This window comes from Leclercia sp. J807 (assembly GCF_009734465.1).
Classification (GTDB): Bacteria; Pseudomonadota; Gammaproteobacteria; order Enterobacterales; family Enterobacteriaceae; genus Enterobacter.
Map to the genome: position 1 here is coordinate 3,364,017 of NZ_CP046446.1, position 22,930 is coordinate 3,386,946.

Here is a 22,930-nt window from a genome sequence, read left to right on the forward strand (position 1 = left end):
TGGTTCTTTCCTCTTTTCCCAGGTTTACCCGTGCACGAAATATTCAATATGCTGCTGGCGGTGTTCGATCGCGCGGCGTTAATGCTGATTTGCCTGTTTTTCCTCATTCGCATCCGCCTGTTCCGCGAGCTGCTGCATAAGTCTGCCCACTCGCCGCGCGAGCTGCTGGCGGTCACCGTCATCTTCTCGATGTTTGCTCTGTTCAGCACCTGGTCCGGGGTGCCGGTGGAAGGTTCGCTGGTCAACGTGCGTATTATTGCCGTGATGTCAGGGGGGATCCTGTTTGGCCCGTGGGTGGGCATTATCACCGGTGTTATCGCCGGGCTTCACCGCTACCTGATCGATATCGGCGGCGTAACGGCGGTTCCCTGTCTGATCACCTGCGTTATCGCGGGCGTGATGTCGGGCTGGATCAACCGCACATTCCCCAAAAAGCAGCACTGGCGGGCGGGTATTATCGGTGGGATGATCTGTGAAACGATGACCATGATTCTGGTGGTGGCCTGGGCCCCGACCACCGAACTGGGGCTGGATATTGTGTCTAAAATCGGTATCCCGATGATCCTCGGCACCGTGTGCATCGGTTTTATCGTGCTGCTGGTGCAGAGCGTGGAAAGCGAAAAAGAGGCCAGCGCCGCCCGGCAGGCCAAGCTGGCGCTGGATATTGCCAATAAGACGTTGCCGCTGTTTCGCGATATTAACGCTGAATCGCTGCGCCAGGTGTGCGACATCATCCGCCGCGACATCGACGCTGATGCGGTGGCCATTACCAATATTGACCGGGTGCTCGCCTACGTGGGCGTGGGTGAAACAAACTACCGGGATAATGATGATACCATCAGCCCTACCACCCGCCAGGCAATCAGCGGCGGCAAGATCATCATTAAGAATAACGATGAGGCCCACCGCACCCCGGAGATCCACTCCATGCTTGTCATCCCGCTGTGGGAAAAAGGGGTCGTCACCGGCACGCTAAAAATTTACTACTGCCACGCGCACCAGATCACTTCCACCTTACAGGAGATGGCGGTCGGGCTGTCGCAGATTATCTCCACCCAGCTGGAGGTCTCCCGTGCCGAGCAGCTGCGGGAGATGGCAAACAAGGCAGAGCTGCGCGCCCTGCAGAGTAAAATTAATCCCCATTTCCTGTTCAATGCGCTGAACGCCATCTCCTCGTCGATCCGCCTGAATCCGGACACCGCCCGCCAGCTGATCTTCAATCTGTCGCGCTATCTGCGCTACAACATTGAGTTGAAAGATGACGAGCAGATCGACATCAAAAAAGAGCTTTATCAGATCAAGGATTACATCGCCATCGAGCAGGCGCGGTTTGGCGATAAGCTCACCGTTATCTATGACATCGATGAAGAGGTGAACTGCGTGATCCCAAGCCTGCTGATCCAGCCGCTGGTGGAGAATGCCATTGTCCACGGCATTCAGCCGCGCAAGGGTAAAGGCGTGGTTACCATCAGCGTGGCCGAATGCGGTAACCGCGTGCGGGTGGCGGTGCGCGACACCGGCCACGGGATCGACCCGAAAGTAATTGAACGGGTAGAGGCAAATGAGATGCCCGGCAATAAAATTGGTCTGCTCAATGTCCATCACCGCGTTAAGCTGCTTTATGGCGAAGGACTACATATTCGCCGCCTTGAGCCGGGTACCGAGATCGCGTTTTATGTTCCTAACGAACGCGCCGCCGTTCATGCCCAGACGTTGTTGTTGCCTTAGAGGGAGTGACGCATGAAAGTCATCATTGTGGAAGATGAAATACTCGCTCAACAGGAGCTGAGCTGGCTGATTAAAGAACACAGCCAGATGGAGATCGTCGGCACCTTTGAAGATGGTCTGGACGTGCTGAAATTTCTGCAGCAGAACCGGGTTGACGCCATATTTCTGGATATCAATATTCCCTCTCTGGACGGCGTATTGCTGGCGCAAAACATCAGCCAGTTTGCCAGTAAGCCGTTTATTGTCTTTGTCACCGCGTGGAAAGAGCATGCGGTGGAGGCCTTCGAGCTGGAAGCGTTCGACTATATTCTGAAGCCATACCAGGAGTCGCGGATTGTCAGCATGCTGCAGAAGCTGGAACACGCCTGGCACCAGCAGTCCGGCGCGGAACAGGTCGCGGCCTCACCGGTCATGCGTGAAAATGACACCATCAATTTGATCAAGGATGAACGCATCATCGTGACGCCGATGAACGATATCTATTATGCCGAAGCGCATGAGAAGATGACCTTCGTCTACACCCGCCGCGAGTCGTTCGTCATGCCGATGAACATCACCGAATTTTGCAGCAAGCTGCCGGCGAGCCATTTCTTCCGTTGCCATCGCTCGTTTTGCGTCAATCTGAACAAGATCCGCGAGATCGAACCCTGGTTCAACAACACCTACATTTTACGGCTGAAGGATCTTGATTTTCAGGTGCCGGTGAGTCGCAGCAAGGTGAAAGAGTTTCGCCAACTGATGCACCTGTGAAGGGAATGCCCCGGTGAACAGACGTCACCGGGGAGAAGCCATTACAGTACCTGGCCCAGAGTCTGACGCAGATGCGCGCCAGAGCCCAGCAGACCCGGATTGTCATGCACAATCAGGTACACCGGGATATCCCGGACATAATCGCGGAAGCGGCCCTTGTCTTCAAACCCGCCGCGGAAACCGGACGATTTAAAGAAGTCGAGGAAGCGCGGTACGATCCCGCCCGCGATATAGACCCCACCAAAGGTGCTCAGATTCAGCGCCAGGTTGCCGCCAAAACGCCCCATGATGACGCAGAAGAGCGAGAGCGCGCGACGGCAGTCGGTGCAGCTATCTTCCAGCGCGCGTTCGGTCACATCTTTCGGCTGCAGATTTTCCGGCAGACGGCCATCGGATTTCACAATCGCCCGGTAAAGGTTCACCAGGCCCGGACCCGAGAGCACCCGCTCCGCCGAGACGTGGCCGATCTCCGCGCGCAGCTCTTCGAGGATGATGCCCTCTTCTTCGCTGTTTGGCGCGAAATCGACATGTCCGCCTTCACCCGGCAGGCTGATCCAGCGCTTGTCGACGTGTACCAGATGGGAAACCCCCAGGCCGGTGCCAGCGCCGTAGACGGCAATGGGCTTACCTTCAACCGGCTGGGTGCCGCCGAACTGGATCAGATGCTCCGGCTTTAACATTGGGATCGCCATCGACACCGCGGTAAAGTCGTTAATAATTTCCAGATGGGCAAAGCCGAGGTTGGCCTTCATTTCGGCGACAGAGAATGCCCAGGTGTGGTTGGTCATCGCCACCCAGTCACCGGTAATCGGGCAGGCAATGGCGATACAGCCATCCTCAACGCTGACATCATGCTCCGTCAGATAGACACGAACCACCGCTTCCAGGCTGGGATAATCCAGCCCGGAATAGGTTTTGGCGCGGGAGATTTCGCCGGTGTTGACGTCACATAACGCCAGACGCGCGTTAGTCCCCCCTACATCACCTACCAAAGCATACTTTGTCATTCTTCTACTGCTCCGCTAAAGTCAAAATAACTGTTTGGCACACTCTAAATTCAAGGCCCGTGAACAACAACGACCTGAATAAAAGCACCCCAGGATTATCGATCTTCATCACAGAATAACTTTACCGTTTCAGCACCATTTGCACTATTGCCATAAGGCTGAACGTGCAAAGTACAGACAGCTCTTTTTAACAAGGAAATCATCATGCTCCATCCGCGAGCCAGAACGATGCTGCTGCTGGCCCCTCCTGCGCTGATTATTGGCGTTGCATCCAGCCTGATCCTGATTGTGATCATGAAGGTCGCCTCCGTGCTGCAATCGATTTTGTGGACCTCATTACCGGCTTCCCTCGGCCTTAACGCAAGCTCGCCGGTATGGGTTATTTTAATCCTGACGCTTACCGGTATCGCTGTAGGACTGGTGATACGCTACAGCCCGGGACATGCCGGGCCAGATCCGGCCGTAGAGCCGCTGATTGGCGCGCCGGTAGATGCCGCTGCCCTGCCCGGGTTGATTATCGCCCTGATTATTGGTCTGGCGGGCGGCGTCAGCCTTGGGCCTGAGCATCCGGTGATGGCGGTGAACATCGCGCTGGCCGTCGCCATAGGAGCGCGGGCGTTCCCCCGGGTGAACGCCCTCGACTGGACCATTCTCGCCTCTGCGGGCACCATCGGGGCGCTGTTCGGCACGCCTGTTGCGGCGGCGCTGATTTTTTCCCAGACCCTGAGCGGCAATCCGGAGATCCCGCTCTGGGATCGTCTGTTCGCCCCGCTCTTATCCGCCGCCGCCGGAGCCCTGACCACCAGCCTCTTTTTTCATCCTCACTTCTCGCTGCCCGTTGCTCACTACAGCCAGATGCAGATGGTCGATATTTTTAGCGGCGCGATTGTCGCCGCCATCGCTATCGCGCTGGGGATGGTGGCGGTCTGGTGTTTGCCACGCCTGCACCGTCTGATGCATCGTCTGAAGCACCCGGTCCTTATTCTTGGCGCTGGCGGATTTATTCTGGGGATCCTTGGGGCAATCGGGGGCAACATCACCTTGTTTAAGGGGCTGGATGAGATGCAGCAGATGGCCTTCAGCCAGATCTTCAGCGTGTCAGATTATCTGCTCTTTGCGCTGATAAAACTGGCGGCACTGGTGGTGGCTGCGGCGTGCGGTTTTCGCGGCGGGCGCATTTTCCCGGCGGTGTTCGTCGGCGCGGCGCTGGGGTTGATGCTGCATGAACATGTAGAGGCCGTTCCCCTGGCGATTACCATCTCCTGTTCGATTATGGGGCTGGTGCTGGTTGTCACCCGGGATGCATGGCTAAGCCTGTTTATGGCGGCAGTGGTGGTGCCGGACACCACCCTGCTGCCGCTGCTCTGTATTGTGATGCTGCCCGCCTGGCTGTTGCTGGCGGGCAGACCGATGATGGCTGCCTGGAACGATGAGAAGTAATCAGGCGCTTTTGCGTGCTTCCAGCGCCTGGATAATGCCGCTCAGCAGCGGCGGAACGTCGGCTTTCGGCAACATCACCTCAATTAACGACAGCCGTTGTGGGTGCGCGACTCTCTCCAGCACCTCTTCCAGCTGCACCGTCTCGCTCACCCGCCAGCACTCGGCCTGACAATCCAGGCTGAGCGCCTGCGGGATCTGCGTCCAGTTCCACAGCGCTATGTCGTTATAGCGCTGGTTCGGACCATGAATGGCGCGCTCTACCGTATACCCTTCGTTATTCAGGACCATGATCACCGGGCGCTGCTTATCCCGCAGCATGGAGCCCAGCTCCTGGATAGTGAGCTGCGCCGCACCGTCGCCGGTAATGGCAATCACGCGACGATCCGGGCAGGCAGTCTGCGCACCGTAGGCGGCGGCCAGAGTGTAGCCAATCGATCCCCAGATCGGCTGCACGATAAAATTGACCTCATCCGGCAGACGCAGCGCGCCAGCACCAAAGGCCGAGGTTCCCTGGTCGGCGAGAATAATGTCCCCCGGACGAATATAGGTTTGCAGCGTTTTCCAGAAGCTGTCCTGGGTCAGCGAGCCGGGATGAACCGCATGCAGCTGTCTCGCCGGGCGGGGCGTATTCCCGGTTTGGGCATACTGATGGCAGAGGCTGGAGAGCACCTTAATGGCCTGGCTCATGGAGATCCCGGTGTACCAGACATCGCCAATGCGCGAGGCGTGGGGCTGAACGTCAATGGTCTGCTGATGGGTGAGCTTGTGGGTGAAGCCTGCGGTAAGCGTATCGGTAAAACGCGTACCCACGCAGATGACGGTATCGGCGCCTTCAATGGCCTCGTTAACCTCGGCTGCGCTGGCGGAACCGCTGTAGGTGCCGGCAAAACCGGGTTTGCGCTCGTCAAAAATTCCTTTCCCCATCAGCATGGTGGCGTGGGCGATGGGCGTTTGGTCCACCCAGCGTTGCAGCTGATTTTTCAGGCCATAACGCAGGACGAGGAAGTCGGCCAGCAGCGCGGTGCGATCGCTCGCGGCCAGCCGTTTTTCTGCCGCCTGGCGGAAGGCGTCAAGACGGAAACTGTCGCTCTCATAAAGACGGTCCATAAGCGCGCTAACAGGCGGCGTGGCTGGTTTTTTTGCCACATCGGCAGGCAGCATAATATAGCCCGGACGGCGCTCCCGGAGCATCTGGGTCAGGACCCGGTCGATTTCATAGCAGGCGTTTTGTTCAGTCAGGAGCGCCTGGGCGACGGTAACGGGCTCACTCATCTTATAGAAGTGACGAAACTCGCCATCACCGAGCGTATGGTGCAGCAGCTCCCCTTTTTTCTGCGAGGCGCTGCCCGGGGCACCCACGATATGCAGAACCGGCACGTGCTCGGCGAAACTGCCCGCGATACCGTTCATGGCGCTGAGCTCGCCAACCCCGAACGTTGTCAGCAGCGCAGCAAATCCTTTGCAGCGCGCATATCCATCAGCGGCATAGGCCGCATTTAATTCGTTGGCACAACCTACCCAGCCAATATCCGGGCTGGCGATAACGTGATCGAGAAACTGCAGATTGTAGTCGCCCGGCACGCCAAACAGATGATCGGCACCACAATCTGTAAGACGGTCCAGCAGGTAATCGGCGACGGTGTAGGGGGTTTGCATGACAGTTATCCTTATAATGTTGACTTCAACTTGAGTATTGAAGAAGCGTGATAGCTGTCCAGGAATGGCGATAAACTGCCCATGGAAATAATGCTTTACGTATTTTCGCAAGGTAATCTGCCTGCCAGACGTTTAGTGTAAACGTATACACTGAATGACATTCTGACGCAGAGGGGCAAGTCTCATGGTTTATCAGGCGAATCAAAACCGTTACCAGTCAATGAATTATCAACGATGCGGGCAAAGTGGTCTCAAGCTCCCTGCCATCTCCCTGGGGCTGTGGCATAACTTTGGCGACGCCACGTTGATCGAAAACAGCCGTCAACTTTTACATCGTGCCTTCGATGTGGGGATTACGCACTTCGACCTTGCCAATAACTACGGTCCACCGCCGGGTTCCGCAGAGCGTAACTTTGGACGGATTTTGCAGGAAGATTTCAGCGCCTGGCGCGATGAACTCATCATCTCAACCAAGGCGGGCTATACCATGTGGGAGGGCCCCTATGGCGACTGGGGCTCGCGTAAGTATCTGATTGCCAGCCTCGATCAGAGCCTGAAGCGGATGGGCCTGGAGTATGTCGATATTTTCTATCATCACCGTCCGGACCCGGAAACGCCGTTGAAAGAGACGATGAAAGCGTTAGACCATGTCGTGCGCCAGGGCAAGGCACTGTACGTTGGGCTATCCAATTATCCGGCAGAGCTGGCTCGCCAGGCTATTGAGATCCTCGATGATTTAGGCACGCCCTGCCTTATCCATCAGCCGAAATACTCAATGTTTGAACGCACCCCGGAAGCGGGCTTACTGGATGTACTGAAGGATAAAGGGGTGGGCTGCATTGCCTTCTCGCCGCTCGCCGGGGGGCAGTTGACCGACCGCTATCTGAACGGTATTCCGGCAGATTCCCGCGCCGCCAGCGGGAGCCGGTTCCTCAATCCGGATCAGCTTACCGAAGAGAAACTGGCGAAAGTGCGTCAGCTCAACGCCCTGGCGGAACGCCGCAACCAGAAGCTGTCGCAGATGGCGCTGGCCTGGGTGTTACACCAGGAGGCCGTCACTTCGGTGCTGATTGGCGCCAGCAAAACGGCGCAAATTGATGATGCCGTGGGAATGCTGGCGAACCGTCACTTCACGCCTGAGGAACTGAACGAAATCGACGCGATTCTGAACAGTGTAAATTAAAAGCACTTTTAGCAAAAAGTGCTACGCCTTCTGAATTAGGAGTTAAAGCGATTATCCGGGACTTTACCGCCCCTTAATATTGCTTTAACAAGCCGATTACGGCTCCGATCGTGAAGGAGAATAACCATGTTCAGGTCTCTGATTCTGGCAGCAGTATTACTGGCTTCAGCCCCGCTGGTCGCTAATGCTGGCGAAATCACCCTGTTGCCATCCATAAAATTACAAATTGGCGATCGTGATAATTACGGTAACTACTGGGACGGCGGCGGCTGGCGTGACCGCGACTACTGGCGCCGTCATTATGAATGGCGCGGCAATCGCTGGCACAGACATGATAACGGCTACCACCGTGGCTGGGATAAACGTAAAGCCTATGAGCGTGGCTACCGCGCAGGCTGGAGCGATCGTGACGATCATCGAGGCCCACGAGGCCGCGGTCACGGGCATGGTCACGGCGGACACGGTCACCGTCACTGATACGAAAAAGGCGCCTCCCGGCGCCTTTTTTACAATCCCAGTGCGGTCCCGATTAGTAACCACAGATTCAGCGCCACCACCAGCACGACGATCGCCCACCCCGTCCGTTTCACCGTCTTACTGTTAACCAGATCGCCCATCAGCTTCTTGTCGCTGGTAAAGACCAGCAGCGGCACCAGCGCCAGCGCAATACCAAAACTGAGCAGCACCTGGCTCATCACCAGAATGCGGGTCGGATCCAGTCCCATCAGGATCACCACAAACGACGGCAGCATCGTGATCGAACGGCGCACCCATAAAGGAATGTGGAAGCGCACGAATCCCTGCATGACCACCTGCCCTGCCAGCGTGCCTACAACGGTGGAAGAGAGACCCGCCGCCACCAGGCTCAGGCCAAAGATAGTTGCCGCCGCGTGACTCAGCAGCGGTTCCAGCGTCAGGTACGCCTGATCCAGATCGGCGACGCCGGTATGGCCGTTGAAGTGGAATGCCGCTGCGGCGGTCGCCATCATCGCCAGGTTAACAAACCCGGCAATGGTCATGGCGATGGCAACGTCCCATTTCGTCGCGGAGTAGCGCTCCTGCCGTGAACCGCCATGCAGATTCTGGGTCAGCGAGGAGTGCAGATAGATCACGTGCGGCATAATGGTCGCGCCCAGTACCCCGGCTGCAAGGAACACCGCTTCGGTGGTCGGCAGGCTCGGGATCGCCATCCCTTTACCCAGCTGAACCAGATCCGGCTGAGAGAAGATGAGCTCAACAATGTAGGCTGCCGCCACAAACAGCAGCAGACCACCGATCACTTTCTCCAGCGGTTTCTGCCCGCGTCGTTGCAGCATCAGAATAAGGAAGGTGGCGATACCGGTTAATACCGCGCCCTGCAACAGCGACACGCCGAGGATCAGCTTAAAGCCAATCGCCGCGCCGATAAATTCTGCCAGATCGGTCGCCATGGCAATAATCTCCGCCTGCACCCAGTAGAACCAGACCAGCGGACGCGGATAGTGGTCGCGGATCTGCTCCGCGAGGTTTTTGCCGGTGGCAATGCCCAGTTTTGCCGACAGCACCTGGATCATCATCGCCATCAGGTTGGCCCAGACTACCACCCACAAAAGTTTATAGCCGAAGCTGGCTCCGGCCTGGATGTTGGTCGCAAAATTACCGGGATCGATATAGCCAATGGCGGCAATAAACGCAGGTCCCATTAATGCAAACCGCATTTTGCGTGCAGCCCTACCACTGCTACTCTCATCAACGCGACTGTTGCTCATTTTTGCCTCAGTAATATAGCCTTTGCTATGTTAAATGCTATCAAAATGCGAATGATTATCAAGTTCATTTAGAAGGATTATCGTGATTGCAGTGATAGCGAAGAACAATTAGCGGGCTGGAATGGTCTATCGATAGCGGGCAGAAGCACGCGCCTTTGTGAAGCGTAGCACACAAACTTAACTTTTAACTCATTTACATAACATAACGAAAATGTATCGTATGTCACTATTTTTGAGACTCGTCACAGGACTCAACGATAGTGTGGCTTTGATCTCGTTTTCTTTACGCTTGTTTCATAGAATGTGCAGCGAAATTAAACCTGCCTCATATTTGGAGCAAATATGGACCGCGTCCTACATTTTGTCCTGGCACTTGTTGTCGTTGCCGTGCTTGCGTTGCTGGTCAGCAGCGATCGCAAAAAGATCCGCATTCGCTATGTCATTCAGTTACTTGTTATTGAAGTATTGCTCGCCTGGTTCTTCCTGAACTCAGACGTGGGGCTGGGCTTTGTAAAAGGCTTCTCCGAGATGTTTGAAAAACTGCTCGGATTCGCCAATGAAGGAACCAACTTCGTGTTCGGTAAAATGAACGACGAAGGTCTGGCGTTCTTCTTCCTGAAAGTGTTGTGCCCAATCGTCTTTATCTCTGCCCTGATCGGTATCCTGCAGCACATCCGCATTCTGCCGATTGTCATCCGCGCTATTGGTACCGTGCTGTCTAAAGTGAACGGCATGGGCAAACTGGAATCTTTCAACGCCGTAAGCTCCCTGATCCTCGGTCAGTCTGAGAACTTTATTGCCTATAAAGATATCCTCGGCAAAATGTCCCGCAACCGCATGTACACCATGGCGGCAACGGCAATGTCTACCGTTTCCATGTCTATCGTGGGCGCGTATATGACCATGCTTGAGCCTAAATACGTGGTGGCTGCGCTGGTTCTGAACATGTTCAGCACCTTTATCGTTCTGTCACTGATCAACCCATACCGCGTGGATGAAAGTGAAGAGAATCTGCAGATGGCGAATCTGCATGAAGGTCAGAGCTTCTTCGAAATGCTGGGTGAATACATACTGGCAGGCTTCAAAGTAGCGGTGATTGTTGCTGCGATGCTGATCGGCTTTATCGCCCTGATCTCCGCGCTGAACGCCCTGTTTGCTGCCGTACTGGGTATCTCCTTCCAGGGTATTCTGGGTTACATTTTCTACCCGGTAGCCTGGGTGATGGGTGTGCCAGCCAGCGAAGCGCTGCAGGTGGGCAGTATTATGGCGACTAAACTGGTTTCTAACGAATTCGTCGCGATGATGGATCTGCAGAAAATCGCCGGTAGCCTCTCCCCGCGCGCCGAAGGCATTCTCTCCGTCTTCCTGGTTTCTTTCGCTAACTTCTCTTCCATCGGTATCATCGCCGGTGCGATTAAAGGTCTGAACGAAGAGCAGGGTAACGTGGTTTCCCGCTTCGGTCTGAAACTGGTCTACGGTTCTACGCTGGTCAGCGTCCTGTCTGCGTCCATCGCTGCACTGGTACTGTAATCAGCATAAAAAAAACCGGGGATAACGCCCCGGTTTTTTTTCGTCTGTCATTTGTCATTCAGTGAGCGGTTGCGGTTTGCCGACCAGATATCCCTGCAGATAATCCACTCCCGAGGCGAGCAACTTTTCCCGCTGCTCTTCCGTTTCGACAAACTCCGCCACCACACACAGCGATCGGGTCTTCGCCAGATTGCAGATGGATTTCACAATCATCGCATCCATGCTGTCGCTGCAAACATCCTTCACAAAGCAGCCGTCGATCTTGATGACATCCGCCTGCAGCCGCTTGAGCCGCTCGTAATTGGCGTACCCGGTACCGAAGTCGTCGATAGCAATTTTAAACCCGTACTGACGCAGCTGCTGAATATTAGCGATACTCACTTCCGAATTGGAGAACGCCTGCTCTTCGGTCACCTCAATTATTACCGTTTGCGGCTTCACGCTGTAGCGCTCAAACAGTGCAATGATCTCTGACGCAACCTCTTTTTGCATCAGCGTCAGCGGCATCAAATTCACCGAGAAACGCGCGCAGCACTCCTGTGAAGGGTGATTCTGCAGCCATACCAGCAGCGCTTCAACCACGCTAATATCGAAGCGTCGGCTCAGGTTAAATTGCGCTACCAGCGGCAGGAACCTGTCGGGCGTAAGGATTTCACCCTCACTCTCCAGGCGCGAGAGGATTTCGTGATACCCCATGCCATCGGCTCTCTGGATGGGTTGTGCATACAGACGCAGTCCCCCCTCATCCAGCGCCCGTTTAATGCGGCTCAGCATCAGCACACGCTCTGTCGTCTGTCCCGAAACCGTCTCAAGGCTGCTGTTCAGCGACAGAACCTGATTCGCCGAGCAGGCCTTTTCCGCCAGCCAGCTCAGCTGGCCCAACGTGTGGTACAAGCTCTCACCACCGCTAGACTCCACGCCGCCCCAGGCGCCGCCAAACTCAATATCCAGGCCGATATTGTTCCAGTAAATTTTGCGGCTGTTCAGGTAATCAATGATGTGTTGCAGGCGCGCTCCGGTTTCCGGGCCGCTGAGCACCACTACCAGCTCATTACCCGGGATCTGGAAAACCTGCTCATTGGCCATCAGCAATGGCTGTAGCTGGCGAATAATGGTCCGTTTGCACTGCACACGCATCATCAGGCCGTAATGACGGCTCAGAAACTCCATGTTGTCCATGCGCAAACAGCACAGGGTGACATCTCTGTTGTCCTTCAGAAAGCATTCCAGCGCGCGCAGGTTACGTAGTCCGGTTAACGGATCGACCAGTGCCCTCTCCCGCCAGTCACGTTTGAGCCACTCACTGCGCTGATAAATGCGGGACATATAAGCCAGACAAATAGCGAAGGAGATGAGCACCGACAGCACAAACGCCAGAGAGTAGCCGTTCTGCACACCCTGCAAAAAATTGCTGTTATAGGTCAGCAGCAGCAAGGCGCTCAGCGCCCAGCCCAGCGCGATAAAGTGATAGCGAAAGCGACTGACGCCTAAGGTGAATAAAATGAAGACAACCGGGACCAGATAACCCGCAATAATATCGGAGGGAAAAGGGACACAGAGCAGTAAAAGGAAAGCAACAAGACCGAGAAGTAATGAAGATGTGAATATTTGGTTGCGAAATGAAAACGAATCAGGAATATTCCGTCGCCAAAATGCACGGGCATAATTCGGATTAATAACCATTCTTAAAGGATAATAGAACAGCATGGTAAAAATCAGAACAGCACAAATCAGGCTCTGAATATCCACTATATGATAGATTACCGAACCCCGGTCAGTGAAGTTCGCAAGGGTAACCGGAAAATCACATAAATAACCGGCCAGATACATCGAGATTTTTATTGATAGCGGAAGGATAAATCCCAGACAGAAAATACGTGCGCCGATAAAGCGGCTGGGCACCTGGTAACGCCAGCGCGATCCGAGCTGCCATCGCAATATTCCGCAGACCACCAGTGTACTAAATACCTGACAAAATAATAAGATAGCATCCTGTCCTGGCGTTAAATCTAAATTCCATGCGTTAATGATGGCAAAGCTGAGAACGATTGGAAGAATAGCCTGACGACCAAATAAGAATATCATCGCCAGCATGACGCTCAGCGGCATCCATGCCAGATAAACCTCAAAACCATCGATGACAGATTTCGGGGAAATAAGGCGAGAAAAAGGAATGACAATCAGGCATAACACCAGCGCGAGCAAGAAGCTCTTTATGTTAATATTAAATTTAATATTCATTAATTTTATTAAACAATTTACCTGGCGTTATTAAATTCACAATAATAATAATTTCTTTATGCAGGTGATTCAAGTTAGGGCTCAGGAAATAGCATTTCCTGATCAGGAATAATCTCAAATAAGATTTATTTACAGAACAACAAAGGAGATAAAACGCTGTATTGCGGACATAAAAAAACCCCCGCCGTCTGGCGAGGGTTTAAATTTTGGTGGAGCTAAGCGGGATCGAACCGCTGACCTCTTGCATGCCATGCAAGCGCTCTCCCAGCTGAGCTATAGCCCCACAGTATTCTTTACGCACCAGACTCTGTTGGGTTCAGAGTTTGGTGGAGCTAAGCGGGATCGAACCGCTGACCTCTTGCATGCCATGCAAGCGCTCTCCCAGCTGAGCTATAGCCCCATCGCGTAAAGCGTGTCGTGTTGACGGGCGGCATCATATGAATTCCATTGCTGAGTGTCAACGGCAAATTTTCACACTGTGGTTCAATCGCTGAAAATTCATGCAAATGAATCACATTGCGAGAGCGCTCGCAGCCATGAGTTAATCTTGTCACGTTTTCCAGTAAAACGATGTTATAAAATGACCCACTAATTAACCACACTCTTACTCAGGAAATTGCATGATCAAGGAACGAATGACGCCAGAAGAGTTAGCCCGACTCACTGGCTATAGCCGACAGACCATCAATAAGTGGGTACGGAAAGAGGGTTGGTCCACATCCCCAAAACCCGGCGTTCAGGGCGGCAAAGCGCGTCTGGTCCATGTGAATGAGAAAGTTCGGGAGTTTATTCGCAACGCACGTAGAGTCCCGGATATGGCCGCATCGCCGGACATGCACCCCGATAACTCGCTACAGGCCTTGTTAATTACGCTGGCCAACGAAATGACACCATCAGAGCAGAAACAACTCACCTCTTTATTACTCCGGGAAGGGATTACCGGTTTGTTGCAACGTTTAGGGATCCGCGATCAGAACTGATATGAAAAGATTACGTAGTAAAATGACCACCGAGGAGCTTGCCGAGACGCTGGGGGTCGCCAGGCAAACCATCAACCGCTGGGTGCGCAATAATGGCTGGAAAACGGAAGGCATTAATGGGGTAAAGGGTGGGCGGGCGCGCCTGATCTATATTGATGCGCAGGTGCACGAGCACATCATGAACATCCCTGCCATTCGTAAACGACAGGCGCTCTACCAGTTGGCAGAGAACGGGGCAAGCTACGGTGAGGCTAAACCCGTTGCCGTGCTACCTGGGATCATCAATGCGCTGGAGAATATGACTTCAGCGGAACAAAAGCGGCTAGAAACGTTGCTTACCCGAGAAGGGATACAGGGTTTTCTCGTGCGGCTGAACATTCATCAGCCAGAGGAATAAAAAACGGCAGGGAGACCTGCCGTTTTTTCGTTCTGATTACTGCTGATTTTCGCGCTCAGCAATAAAGTCCAGCGCTCTGTTGATCCGCGCCACGCTACGGGTTTTGCCAATCGCGTGCACCGTAACGTCCAGAGCAGGAGACTGACCGGCACCGGTAACGGCTACGCGCAGCGGCATACCCACTTTACCCATACCGACTTCCAGCTCATCCGCTGTCGCCTGAATGGCATGATGCACATTCTCAGCGCTCCAGTCGGTAATGGCGGCCAGCTTGTCGCGAACCACTTCCAGCGGCTGACGTGCAACCGGACGCAGGTGCTTCTTCGCCGCGTCGGCATCGAACTCGTCATACTCCTCATAGAAGTAACGGCAGTTTTCCGCGATCTCTTTCAGGGTCTTACAACGTTCACCCAGCAGTTTGATCAGGTCGGCAAGCTGTGGACCGTTGCGGGTATCAATATTTGCCTGCTCAATGTGCCACTGCAGCTGGGTCGCAACATACTCTGGCGGCAGGGTATTGATGTAGTGATGGTTCAGCCACAGTAATTTATCGGTATTGAACGCACTGGCAGACTTACCTACCGCGCTCAGGGTGAAGAGCTGGATCATCTCTTCGCGGCTAAAGATCTCCTGATCGCCATGGGACCAGCCCAGACGCACCAGGTAGTTGAGCAGCGCTTCCGGCAGGTAGCCGTCGTCACGATACTGCATGACGCTGACTGCACCGTGGCGTTTAGACAGTTTTTTACCGTCGTCACCGTTGATCATAGAGACGTGGGCGTAAACCGGTACCGGCGCATTCAGCGCTTTAAGGATGTTGATCTGACGTGGGGTGTTATTGATATGGTCTTCGCCACGCACCACGTGGGTGATCGCCATATCCCAGTCATCCACCACGACGCAGAAGTTATAGGTTGGTGAACCGTCGGTACGGCGGATAATCAGATCGTCCAGCTCCTGGTTGCTGAATTCGATCGGGCCGCGGATCTGATCGTCAAAAATGACTGAACCTTCCTGCGGGTTCGCGAAACGCACTACGCACGGTTCATCCGCCGCGTGATGTGAATGATCGTGGCGGCAGCGACCGTCGTAACGAGGCTTTTCGTTATTCGCCATCTGCTCTTCACGCAGCGCTTCCAGGCGCTCTTTCGAGCAGTAGCATTTATATGCAGTGCCCGCTTCAAGCATGTCATCAATGACGGCGTTGTAGCGATCAAAACGTTTGGTCTGGAAATAAGGGCCTTCGTCCCACTCCAGATTGAGCCAGTTCATACCATCCATAATGGCTTCGATTGCTTCCGGCGTGGAGCGTTCGAGATCGGTGTCTTCGATACGCAGCACAAACTCACCGCCCTGGTTGCGAGCAAACAGCCAGGAATAGAGAGCAGTACGCGCACCGCCGACGTGCAGGTAGCCTGTCGGGCTTGGCGCGAAGCGAGTTTTGATTTTCATGAAGTGGCCTTACAGTGATAAAGATGCCGACAACCGGCATATCCTGGAAACTAAAGTGGGCAATATTCTATCACTCCAGCCTGATTCCTCAATCTTGTTACTGTCAGATCGTTCTCTGTAGCCGTTTTTGTTTAGAAATCATGCATCACAGGTGGTTTTGCGATCGTTTTGTTTAATTTTACGACGAACGAACAAAATCTTTAGAAAAGGCGTTGACTCATTTTCAACTCTCCCTATAATGCGACTCCACACAGCGGGGGTGATTAGCTCAGCTGGGAGAGCACCTCCCTTACAAGGAGGGGGTCGGCGGTTCGAACCCGTCATCACCCACCAACTACTTTATGTAGTCTCCGCCGTGTAGCAAGAAATTGAGAAGTGGGTGATTAGCTCAGCTGGGAGAGCACCTCCCTTACAAGGAGGGGGTCGGCGGTTCGATCCCGTCATCACCCACCACTTTCTCGCCAGCTGGATTTCTTGCCGTAGTAAATGAAGTACCGAAGTGGGTGATTAGCTCAGCTGGGAGAGCACCTCCCTTACAAGGAGGGGGTCGGCGGTTCGATCCCGTCATCACCCACCACTTCGGGTCGTTAGCTCAGTTGGTAGAGCAGTTGACTTTTAATCAATTGGTCGCAGGTTCGAATCCTGCACGACCCACCAATGTAAAAAGGCGCCCTAAAGGCGCCTTTTTGCTATCTGCGATATTAACGATTCGAACCTGCGCAGGTTCGGGACGAACGCAGTGAGTCAACGGAGCCGCCTGCGGCGACGGCCCGAAGGGCGAGCGAAGCGAGTCATCCTGCACGACCCACCAATGTCAAAAGGCGCCCTAAAGGCGCCTTTTTGCTATCTGCGATTCCTACTACTTCAGGTAGCGCTTCTCAAGCCCTTCAATTTTCTGCCGATATCTCTTTTTTAGGCAAGAGACTATCGTCATGACAACAATTCAAACATCCACCCCGTCCGTCCAGACTCAAAGCAGCGGCAGCAGCAGCGCCGGTGGCAGCGACATTGCGTCACAGATTAGCCGCCTGACCTCTCAAATCACCAAACTGACCAAACAGCTGAAAGATGTTGCCAACGGCAGTGGCTCGACGGAAGAGAAAAAAAAGCAGCAGGAGCTGCTGCAGAACCAAATCGAAATGTTGCAGGCCCAGCTCCAGCAGTTACAGCGTCGCCAGGCGGAAGAAGCTCAGCAGAAGCAGGATAAACAGCAGGGTAAAGTGGAAGGCGTTAACTCCCCTTCCGCTGAACACCAGATTGATATCTACGTTTAACGGTTTTCTGGGCTAAATAGCGGATCACGTATGCGGGCCTGTGTCAGCCGCTTCGCCTGCATGCGTACCACTTCCCACAGCGCCTGGGCAGCACCCGAAAGCGAGCGATTCTTTCGACGGACCAGCATCAGCTTCCGCTCGATGATTGGCGTGAAACGTTTTACCGTCAGCCGACTCCCCTGCGGCAACGGGAGCGCCAGCGCTGGCAGCACGCTAATCCCAATCCCGGCTTCGACCATTGGAAAGAGCGTGGCGGGATGACCTATCTCCTGCACAATCGTCGCCCTTACCTGCTGCTCTGTCAGAGCCGCATCAATCAGTGGCCGACTGCCAGAGGCGTAATCCTGTAACACCAGTTTGGCCCCCTGAAGCGACTGCCACGTCACCTCCTCCAGAGCAGCAAGGGGATCGTCGTCACGGCACAGCAATAAGAAAGGCTCAGAGAGCACCTCTTCACACTCCAGATCGCTAACCGGCCCCGGATCGATAACGATACCGAAATCGACTTCCCCCAGGCGGATGCTCTCCAGAACCCACTGCTGCGGCCGGTCATGGAGCACAAAATTGATATCCGGATACTGATGATTACTTTGCGCGATACAGTGTGGAATCAAATGCGCCGAAATGGTCTGGCTGGCGGCGACCCTTACTGTTCCGGAGAGCTGTTGCCCTACTCTGCCTGCATCCCGTAGCGTACTGGTAAGTTCATCCAGCAGCCTTTCCAGACGCGCGGCCAGCTGTTGACCTGCCTCTGTCAACACCACCTCACGGGTGGTGCGGTCGATAAGCCGCACGCCGGTCTGTAACTCCAGCTCTTTCACGCTATGGCTCACCGCAGACTGGCTCAGGCCGATCATCGTTCCCGCACGACTGAAACTTTTCGCCTGCGCGACGGTGACAAATATGCGAAGTTGCCGCAGAGAGTAATTCATCTGTTTTACTCATAAATTGATGCAATAAATCAATTTTATTTCTCAAACGGAGTTAAGCACAATAGCGTTATCTGTTTTCAGGAGTGTTTATGAAACTTTTGCGCATTCTCGATCCGTTCACCCTTATTCTTATCGTCGTGGTTCTGCTCGCCTCCTTCTTCCCGGCTCGCGGCGGCTTTGTCCCTTTCTTTGAAGGTTTAACCACTGCCGCCATCGCGCTGCTGTTCTTTATGCATGGGGCAAAACTCTCCCGTGAGGCAATTATCGCGGGCGGCAGTCACTGGCGACTGCACCTGTGGGTAATGTGCAGCACCTTTGTCGTTTTCCCTGTGCTGGGCGTGCTGTTTGCTTGGTGGGCGCCAGTCGACGTCGACCCGGCACTTTATACCGGCTTCCTCTATCTCTGCATTTTGCCAGCTACGGTGCAGTCGGCCATCGCCTTTACCTCCATGGCCGGCGGTAACGTGGCGGCTGCGGTCTGTTCAGCCTCCGCCTCCAGCCTGTTGGGGATTTTCCTTTCGCCGCTTCTGGTGGGGCTGGTGATGGACATGCACGGCGCAGAGGGCAGTCTGGAGCAGGTGGGCAAAATCATGCTGCAGCTGCTGCTGCCGTTTGTGCTGGGACATCTTTCCCGCCCGTGGACCGGGGCATTTGTGGCGAAACATAAGAAGTGGATCGCCAAAACCGATCAGTCATCGATTTTGCTGGTGGTCTACTCCGCGTTCAGCGAAGCCGTGGTGCATGGCATCTGGCATAAGGTTGGGGTCGGATCGCTGCTGTTTATCGTGGTGGTCAGCCTGGTGCTACTGGCGATTATCATTGCCATCAACGTCTTTGCCGCGCGCCGCTTCGGGTTTAACAAAGCTGACGAAATCACCATTGTCTTCTGTGGCTCGAAAAAGAGCCTGGCTAACGGCATCCCGATGGCCAACATTCTGTTTCCAGCCTCGGTGGTTGGGATAATGGTGCTGCCGCTGATGATCTTCCACCAGCTGCAGCTGATGATTTGCGCGGTGCTGGCGCGTCGCTACCGTCGCCAGACCGATGAGTTGCAGGCGCGGGAGCAGGCCCGCGCGGCAAAAGTTTAAGGACGTCTCAGGGGCTGAACCAGCTGGGTCAGCCCTTCGGTTTTAATCAGCAACGTCAAGGCCATCAGCTCACCCAGATGCCCGGCAGGAAATTCATCCTTACGGGCAAACCACAGCAAATACTCTTCCGGCAAGTCAATCAGCCGACGGCCTTTGTACTTGCCGAACGGCATTTCGGTATTGGCAATCTCAATAAGCTGCGCTTTATCCACGTTACTCTCCCAACAGACGCAGCATTTCGTCTTCGTCGATAACCGTGATGCCCAGCTCCTGCGCTTTGGCAAGTTTAGAGCCCGCCGCTTCACCGGCAATCACCAGGTCGGTTTTCTTCGACACACTGCCGACCACTTTTGCCCCCAGCGCCGTCAGACGCGCTTTAGCATCATCGCGTGAAAGCTGGCTCAGGCTACCGGTCAGCACCACGGTTTTGCCGGCAAACGGACTGTCGATCTCGTCAGCGTTGATCGCCACTGGCGCAGGCCAGCGGATCCCTTCATTAAGCAACTGACCGATAACGTCGCGGTTGCTCTCTTCCGAGAAGAAGTTAAAGACGTGGGTAGCGACGACGATGCCAACGTCCGGCACCTTTTGCAGCTCGTCGATCGTCGCCTTTTCCAGCGCCTCCAGCGTACCGAAATATGCCGCCAGCCCTGCCGCCGTCGCCTCCCCTACTTCGCGGATACCCAGCGCGTAGAGGAAACGGGCAAAGGTGGTCTCTTTGGCCTTTTCCAGCGCGTCGGCCACGTTCTGGGCAGATTTAGGCCCCATGCGATCCAGCCCGGTCAGCTTACCGGGCGTCAGGCGGAACAGGTCTGCTGGCGTATGGACATACTCTTTCTCTACCAGCTGGTCGATGATCTTATCGCCCATGCCGTCAACGTCCATTGCCCGGCGGGAGACGAAATGTTTCAGGGATTCTTTGCGCTGGGCGCCACAGACCAAACCGCCGGTACAGCGGGCTACGGCTTCCCCTTCGACGCGCTCAACGTCTGAGCCGCACACCGGACAGTGGGTCGGGAATTCCACCGCACGCGTATGCTCAGGGCGTTCAGACTCCACCACGTTCACCACCTGCGGGATCACATCCCCGGCACGGCGGATCACCACCTTATCGCCAATACGCAGCCCAAGCCGGTCGATCTCATCGGCGTTGTGCAGGGTTGCATTGCTGACCAGCACTCCGGCCACCTGAACAGGCTCCAGACGCGCGACAGGCGTTATCGCCCCGGTTCGCCCCACCTGGAACTCTACGTCACGCACAAAGGTCATCTGTTCCTGCGCCGGGAACTTAAAGGCTACCGCCCAGCGCGGCGCACGGGCGACAAAGCCAAGCTGCTCCTGCAGTGCGAGGGAATTGACTTTGATCACCACTCCGTCGATATCGAAGCCCAGCGTCGGACGATCGGCTTCGACCTGACGATAAAACGCCAGCACGGCCTCCGGCGAGTCGCACAGCTGCACCCGGTTACTGACCGGCAGCCCCCAGGCTTTAAACTGCAGCAAACGGCCCAGATGGGTATCAGGCAGCTCGCCCCCTTCCAGGATGCCGACCCCATAGCAGAAGAACGTTAGCGGGCGCTTCGCGGTAATACGCGGATCAAGCTGGCGCAGCGATCCGGCGGCGGCATTGCGGGGGTTAGCGAAGATTTTGCCGCCGGTACGACGCGCCTCTTCGTTGATTTTTTCAAATCCCGCCTGGGGCAGGAAGACTTCGCCGCGCACTTCGAGACGTGCCGGAATGTTCTCGCCATGTAATTTGAGCGGAATGGCGCGAATGGTACGCACATTGGCGGTAATGTCCTCGCCAGTGGTGCCATCGCCGCGGGTGGCCGCGCGGATCATCACGCCATTTTCGTACAGAATGCTGACGGCCAGCCCATCCAGCTTCAGCTCGCAGCACCAGCTCAGGGCATCGGTATGCTTCAGGCGATCCTGGACGCGTTTGTTGAAGGCGAGGAAGCTCTCTTCATCAAAGACGTTATCCAGCGACAGCATCGGCACTTCATGACGGACCTGGCTGAAAAAGGCCAGCGGTGCCGCCCCGACGCGCTGGGTTGGCGAGTCCGGCGTGATTAACTCGGGGTGCTGCGCTTCAAGCTCGCGCAGCTCACGCATCAGACGGTCATACTCCGCGTCCGGCACTTCCGGCGCATCCATCACATGATAGAGATATTCATGGTGGCGAAGCGTGGTTCGCAGTTCGGTGAGTTGTTGTTCGATTGAGTCCATGTCGCACCATTAATGAGAAAAACCCCCGACAGGCGGGGGTTGAGGAGGTGTGAAACAAACGCGAAAGTTTACGCGTTAGCTTCTTTCACTTCGCGGATGCGGTCCTGATATTCGCGCAGTTTCTGCGGCGTCATCATTCGACGCTGATCGTCGAGCACCATACCGCCGACTTCATCGGCAATATGCTGAGCGGACTGCAGCATCAGCTTAAAGTTTTGCAGTTCATCGCCATACGAAGGCACCTGCATAAAGATCGTTATGCCCGGCGTCGTGAAATCACCGGTCATCTCCGGATCAAAGGTTCCCGGATTAACCATATTCGCCAGGCTGAACAGCGAAGGGCCGCTGCCGTCAGGGCTGAGGTGGCGATGGAAGATATTCATATCGCCAAATTTAAAGCCCGCCTGATGAATGCTGTTAAGCAGCACGTCGCCATTCAGGGTGGTGCCTTGGTGAGCCGCAACGCTCATGACAATCACCGTCTCTTTACGCTGTGGTTTTTCAGCCACTGGCGCGGCCTCGACAACCGGCTCCGGCTCTGAAACCGGTGCTGGCGCAGGGGCGGGTTGCGGCGCTGGTGCAACAGGCTGTGGCGCCTGCTGTACGACAGGTTGTGGCTGCGGCTGTGGTTCAGGCTGAGCGGCATATTGCGGCTGCGGCACCGGCTGCTGACGCACAGGTTCATGCTGCTGCGGCACGGGCTGCTGTCGCACAGGTTCATGCTGCTGCGGCTGCGGCTGGCGTACCGGTTCGGCCACGGGCTGCGGCGCAGCGGGACGTGGCTGTGCAGAGGCGTAAGGCGGCTGGTACTGATGCTGCGGAGGCTGACGAGGCGCTTCATGCTCCCCATGGCCTGCGCCGGGCGCACTATTGGCCCGATGAACGCGTACTTCACCCACACCCTCGTCTTCCATGTCGTCGATATCCTCATCGCTATCGTCGTCACGGGTAGACTTCATGCGCTTCAGTGGGCGATCGCGAAACATAGAAGAGCGCTCTTTACGGCTGGTCCAGAACCCATGGACCAGTAAAGCGATTATGGCGATCGCGCCAACAATGATTAATATCAGACGCAAATCCTGCATCATTATATTCTCTGTTGTTCTAACACCTTGCCACCACGGCAAACATTTACTCACTAAGAGTATTTGCCGATTACGTCAAGTGCAAGTGCGTGCAGAGCATTCGCAGCATAAAGATGAGTTAAATCGTGCTTTTTGCTGTTTTTTCGAACATTTCCGAACTGGTCAACGTGCCGCAACTGGCTAATATAGGCAGGCAATTTCACTGGTTGT

Annotated in this window: 19 protein-coding genes, 6 tRNA genes and 1 other RNA gene; 15 read left to right on the plus strand and 11 right to left on the minus strand. The window is 55.0% G+C overall.

The features are described from left to right. Nucleotides 1–30: 30 nt before the first annotated feature. Complete coding sequence (locus tag GNG26_RS16005) at nt 31–1,728, plus strand: sensor histidine kinase (RefSeq protein ID WP_156239478.1); 1,698 nt, start codon at nt 31–33, stop codon at nt 1,726–1,728. A gap of 12 nt (nt 1,729–1,740) precedes the next feature. Continuing rightward, nucleotides 1,741–2,478: a LytTR family DNA-binding domain-containing protein gene (locus GNG26_RS16010; protein WP_114314331.1), complete on the plus strand. Its 738-nt coding sequence runs from the start codon at nt 1,741–1,743 to the stop codon at nt 2,476–2,478. Nucleotides 2,479–2,519: 41 nt separating this feature from the next. Here GNG26_RS16010 and glk read toward each other — a convergent pair whose 3' ends face one another. Continuing rightward, on the minus strand, nt 2,520–3,485 hold the full coding sequence (gene glk, locus GNG26_RS16015; protein ID WP_156239480.1) for a glucokinase: 966 nt from the start codon (nt 3,483–3,485) through the stop codon (nt 2,520–2,522). A 204-nt stretch (nt 3,486–3,689) separates the two neighbouring features. Between glk and GNG26_RS16020 the strand changes: the two genes are divergently transcribed. Then, nucleotides 3,690–4,925, plus strand: coding sequence for an ion channel protein (locus tag GNG26_RS16020; protein WP_156239482.1), 1,236 nt, complete (start codon nt 3,690–3,692; stop codon nt 4,923–4,925). Here GNG26_RS16020 and ipdC read toward each other — a convergent pair whose 3' ends face one another. Beyond that, nucleotides 4,926–6,581, minus strand: coding sequence for an indolepyruvate decarboxylase (ipdC, locus tag GNG26_RS16025; protein WP_156239484.1), 1,656 nt, complete (start codon nt 6,579–6,581; stop codon nt 4,926–4,928). Nucleotides 6,582–6,765: 184 nt separating this feature from the next. Between ipdC and mgrA the strand changes: the two genes are divergently transcribed. Beyond that, entirely contained in the window at nt 6,766–7,764 is a 999-nt protein-coding gene (gene mgrA, locus GNG26_RS16030) for an L-glyceraldehyde 3-phosphate reductase (RefSeq protein WP_156239485.1), read from the plus strand. A 126-nt stretch (nt 7,765–7,890) separates the two neighbouring features. Then, entirely contained in the window at nt 7,891–8,241 is a 351-nt protein-coding gene (gene ypeC, locus GNG26_RS16035) for a DUF2502 domain-containing protein YpeC (RefSeq protein ID WP_103824691.1), read from the plus strand. Between the two features lie 29 nt (nt 8,242–8,270). Here ypeC and GNG26_RS16040 read toward each other — a convergent pair whose 3' ends face one another. After that, nucleotides 8,271–9,512 carry an Nramp family divalent metal transporter gene (locus tag GNG26_RS16040; RefSeq protein WP_114314327.1) on the minus strand — a complete coding sequence of 414 codons (1,242 nt, stop codon included), beginning with the start codon at nt 9,510–9,512 and terminating at the stop codon, nt 8,271–8,273. 342 nt (nt 9,513–9,854) lie between these two features. Here GNG26_RS16040 and GNG26_RS16045 point away from each other — a divergent pair, with 342 nt between their 5' ends. After that, entirely contained in the window at nt 9,855–11,042 is a 1,188-nt protein-coding gene (locus tag GNG26_RS16045; protein ID WP_032612948.1) for a NupC/NupG family nucleoside CNT transporter, read from the plus strand. Nucleotides 11,043–11,096: 54 nt separating this feature from the next. On the opposite strand, the gene GNG26_RS16050 is transcribed toward GNG26_RS16045, so the two are convergent. The 3 genes from GNG26_RS16050 to GNG26_RS16060 form a co-directional block, all read right to left on the minus strand. Continuing rightward, nucleotides 11,097–13,283, minus strand: a complete 2,187-nt coding sequence (locus tag GNG26_RS16050) for an EAL domain-containing protein (protein ID WP_156239486.1) — start codon at nt 13,281–13,283, stop codon at nt 11,097–11,099. 207 nt (nt 13,284–13,490) lie between these two features. Continuing rightward, a tRNA-Ala gene (locus GNG26_RS16055) sits at nt 13,491–13,566 on the minus strand. A gap of 41 nt (nt 13,567–13,607) precedes the next feature. Continuing rightward, a tRNA-Ala gene (locus tag GNG26_RS16060) sits at nt 13,608–13,683 on the minus strand. Nucleotides 13,684–13,903: 220 nt separating this feature from the next. On the opposite strand from GNG26_RS16060, the gene GNG26_RS16065 reads away from it, so the two are divergent. Both GNG26_RS16065 and GNG26_RS16070 read left to right on the plus strand, forming a co-directional pair. Then, a complete protein-coding gene (locus tag GNG26_RS16065; protein WP_103824687.1) occupies nt 13,904–14,263 on the plus strand; it encodes a YfeC-like transcriptional regulator in 360 nt (119 codons plus the stop codon). Nucleotide 14,264: 1 nt separating this feature from the next. Beyond that, nucleotides 14,265–14,660: a YfeC-like transcriptional regulator gene (locus tag GNG26_RS16070; protein ID WP_156239488.1), complete on the plus strand. Its 396-nt coding sequence runs from the start codon at nt 14,265–14,267 to the stop codon at nt 14,658–14,660. A gap of 36 nt (nt 14,661–14,696) precedes the next feature. Here the strand turns inward: GNG26_RS16070 and gltX are convergent, their stop codons facing one another. Then, nucleotides 14,697–16,112, minus strand: a complete 1,416-nt coding sequence (gltX, locus tag GNG26_RS16075) for a glutamate--tRNA ligase (RefSeq protein ID WP_103824685.1) — start codon at nt 16,110–16,112, stop codon at nt 14,697–14,699. Between the two features lie 257 nt (nt 16,113–16,369). Between gltX and GNG26_RS16080 the strand changes: the two genes are divergently transcribed. The 6 genes from GNG26_RS16080 to GNG26_RS16105 all read left to right on the plus strand — a co-directional run bounded on the left by GNG26_RS16080 (nt 16,370) and on the right by GNG26_RS16105 (nt 17,386). Next, nucleotides 16,370–16,445, plus strand: a tRNA-Val gene (locus tag GNG26_RS16080). A 44-nt stretch (nt 16,446–16,489) separates the two neighbouring features. After that, nucleotides 16,490–16,565 (plus strand) — tRNA-Val (locus GNG26_RS16085). 48 nt (nt 16,566–16,613) lie between these two features. Beyond that, a tRNA-Val gene (locus GNG26_RS16090) sits at nt 16,614–16,689 on the plus strand. A gap of 4 nt (nt 16,690–16,693) precedes the next feature. Beyond that, nucleotides 16,694–16,769: transfer RNA gene (locus GNG26_RS16095), tRNA-Lys, on the plus strand. Between the two features lie 29 nt (nt 16,770–16,798). Then, nucleotides 16,799–16,923: non-coding RNA, RtT sRNA (locus tag GNG26_RS16100), on the plus strand. A 121-nt stretch (nt 16,924–17,044) separates the two neighbouring features. Continuing rightward, nucleotides 17,045–17,386 carry a FlxA-like family protein gene (locus tag GNG26_RS16105; protein WP_156239490.1) on the plus strand — a complete coding sequence of 114 codons (342 nt, stop codon included), beginning with the start codon at nt 17,045–17,047 and terminating at the stop codon, nt 17,384–17,386. Here GNG26_RS16105 and GNG26_RS16110 read toward each other — a convergent pair. Then, the gene (locus GNG26_RS16110; RefSeq protein ID WP_103824683.1) at nt 17,383–18,318 is read right to left on the minus strand and encodes a LysR family transcriptional regulator; all 936 of its coding nucleotides are present in this window, start codon (nt 18,316–18,318) and stop codon (nt 17,383–17,385) included. The genes GNG26_RS16105 and GNG26_RS16110 overlap by 4 nt on opposite strands. A gap of 89 nt (nt 18,319–18,407) precedes the next feature. Here GNG26_RS16110 and GNG26_RS16115 point away from each other — a divergent pair, with 89 nt between their 5' ends. Further along, nucleotides 18,408–19,406, plus strand: coding sequence for a bile acid:sodium symporter family protein (locus GNG26_RS16115; RefSeq protein WP_103826490.1), 999 nt, complete (start codon nt 18,408–18,410; stop codon nt 19,404–19,406). Here the strand turns inward: GNG26_RS16115 and GNG26_RS16120 are convergent. The 3 genes from GNG26_RS16120 to zipA all read right to left on the minus strand — a co-directional run bounded on the left by GNG26_RS16120 (nt 19,403) and on the right by zipA (nt 22,723). Next, complete coding sequence (locus tag GNG26_RS16120) at nt 19,403–19,618, minus strand: DUF3820 family protein (RefSeq protein WP_103180635.1); 216 nt, start codon at nt 19,616–19,618, stop codon at nt 19,403–19,405. The genes GNG26_RS16115 and GNG26_RS16120 overlap by 4 nt on opposite strands. Before the next feature lies 1 nt (nt 19,619). Beyond that, a complete protein-coding gene (gene ligA, locus GNG26_RS16125) occupies nt 19,620–21,635 on the minus strand; it encodes an NAD-dependent DNA ligase LigA (RefSeq protein ID WP_156239491.1) in 2,016 nt (671 codons plus the stop codon). Between the two features lie 68 nt (nt 21,636–21,703). Then, nucleotides 21,704–22,723, minus strand: coding sequence for a cell division protein ZipA (gene zipA, locus GNG26_RS16130; RefSeq protein ID WP_156239493.1), 1,020 nt, complete (start codon nt 22,721–22,723; stop codon nt 21,704–21,706). Nucleotides 22,724–22,930: the final 207 nt, after the last annotated feature.

Bases quoted from the DNA above. Each gene is read 5' to 3' on its own strand.
- GNG26_RS16040 (WP_114314327.1), bottom strand. From the start codon at position 9,512: ATGAGCAACAGTCGCGTTGATGAGAGTAGCAGTGGTAGGGCTGCACGC.
- GNG26_RS16105 (WP_156239490.1), top strand. From the start codon at position 17,045: ATGACAACAATTCAAACATCCACCCCGTCCGTCCAGACTCAAAGCAGC.
- mgrA (WP_156239485.1), top strand. From the start codon at position 6,766: ATGGTTTATCAGGCGAATCAAAACCGTTACCAGTCAATGAATTATCAA.
- ligA (WP_156239491.1), bottom strand. From the start codon at position 21,635: ATGGACTCAATCGAACAACAACTCACCGAACTGCGAACCACGCTTCGC.
- zipA (WP_156239493.1), bottom strand. From the start codon at position 22,723: ATGATGCAGGATTTGCGTCTGATATTAATCATTGTTGGCGCGATCGCC.
- GNG26_RS16070 (WP_156239488.1), top strand. From the start codon at position 14,265: ATGAAAAGATTACGTAGTAAAATGACCACCGAGGAGCTTGCCGAGACG.
- ipdC (WP_156239484.1), bottom strand. From the start codon at position 6,581: ATGCAAACCCCCTACACCGTCGCCGATTACCTGCTGGACCGTCTTACA.
- GNG26_RS16020 (WP_156239482.1), top strand. From the start codon at position 3,690: ATGCTCCATCCGCGAGCCAGAACGATGCTGCTGCTGGCCCCTCCTGCG.
- GNG26_RS16110 (WP_103824683.1), bottom strand. From the start codon at position 18,318: ATGAATTACTCTCTGCGGCAACTTCGCATATTTGTCACCGTCGCGCAG.
- gltX (WP_103824685.1), bottom strand. From the start codon at position 16,112: ATGAAAATCAAAACTCGCTTCGCGCCAAGCCCGACAGGCTACCTGCAC.
- glk (WP_156239480.1), bottom strand. From the start codon at position 3,485: ATGACAAAGTATGCTTTGGTAGGTGATGTAGGGGGGACTAACGCGCGT.
- GNG26_RS16045 (WP_032612948.1), top strand. From the start codon at position 9,855: ATGGACCGCGTCCTACATTTTGTCCTGGCACTTGTTGTCGTTGCCGTG.
- GNG26_RS16065 (WP_103824687.1), top strand. From the start codon at position 13,904: ATGATCAAGGAACGAATGACGCCAGAAGAGTTAGCCCGACTCACTGGC.
- GNG26_RS16050 (WP_156239486.1), bottom strand. From the start codon at position 13,283: ATGAATATTAAATTTAATATTAACATAAAGAGCTTCTTGCTCGCGCTG.
- ypeC (WP_103824691.1), top strand. From the start codon at position 7,891: ATGTTCAGGTCTCTGATTCTGGCAGCAGTATTACTGGCTTCAGCCCCG.
- GNG26_RS16010 (WP_114314331.1), top strand. From the start codon at position 1,741: ATGAAAGTCATCATTGTGGAAGATGAAATACTCGCTCAACAGGAGCTG.
- GNG26_RS16115 (WP_103826490.1), top strand. From the start codon at position 18,408: ATGAAACTTTTGCGCATTCTCGATCCGTTCACCCTTATTCTTATCGTC.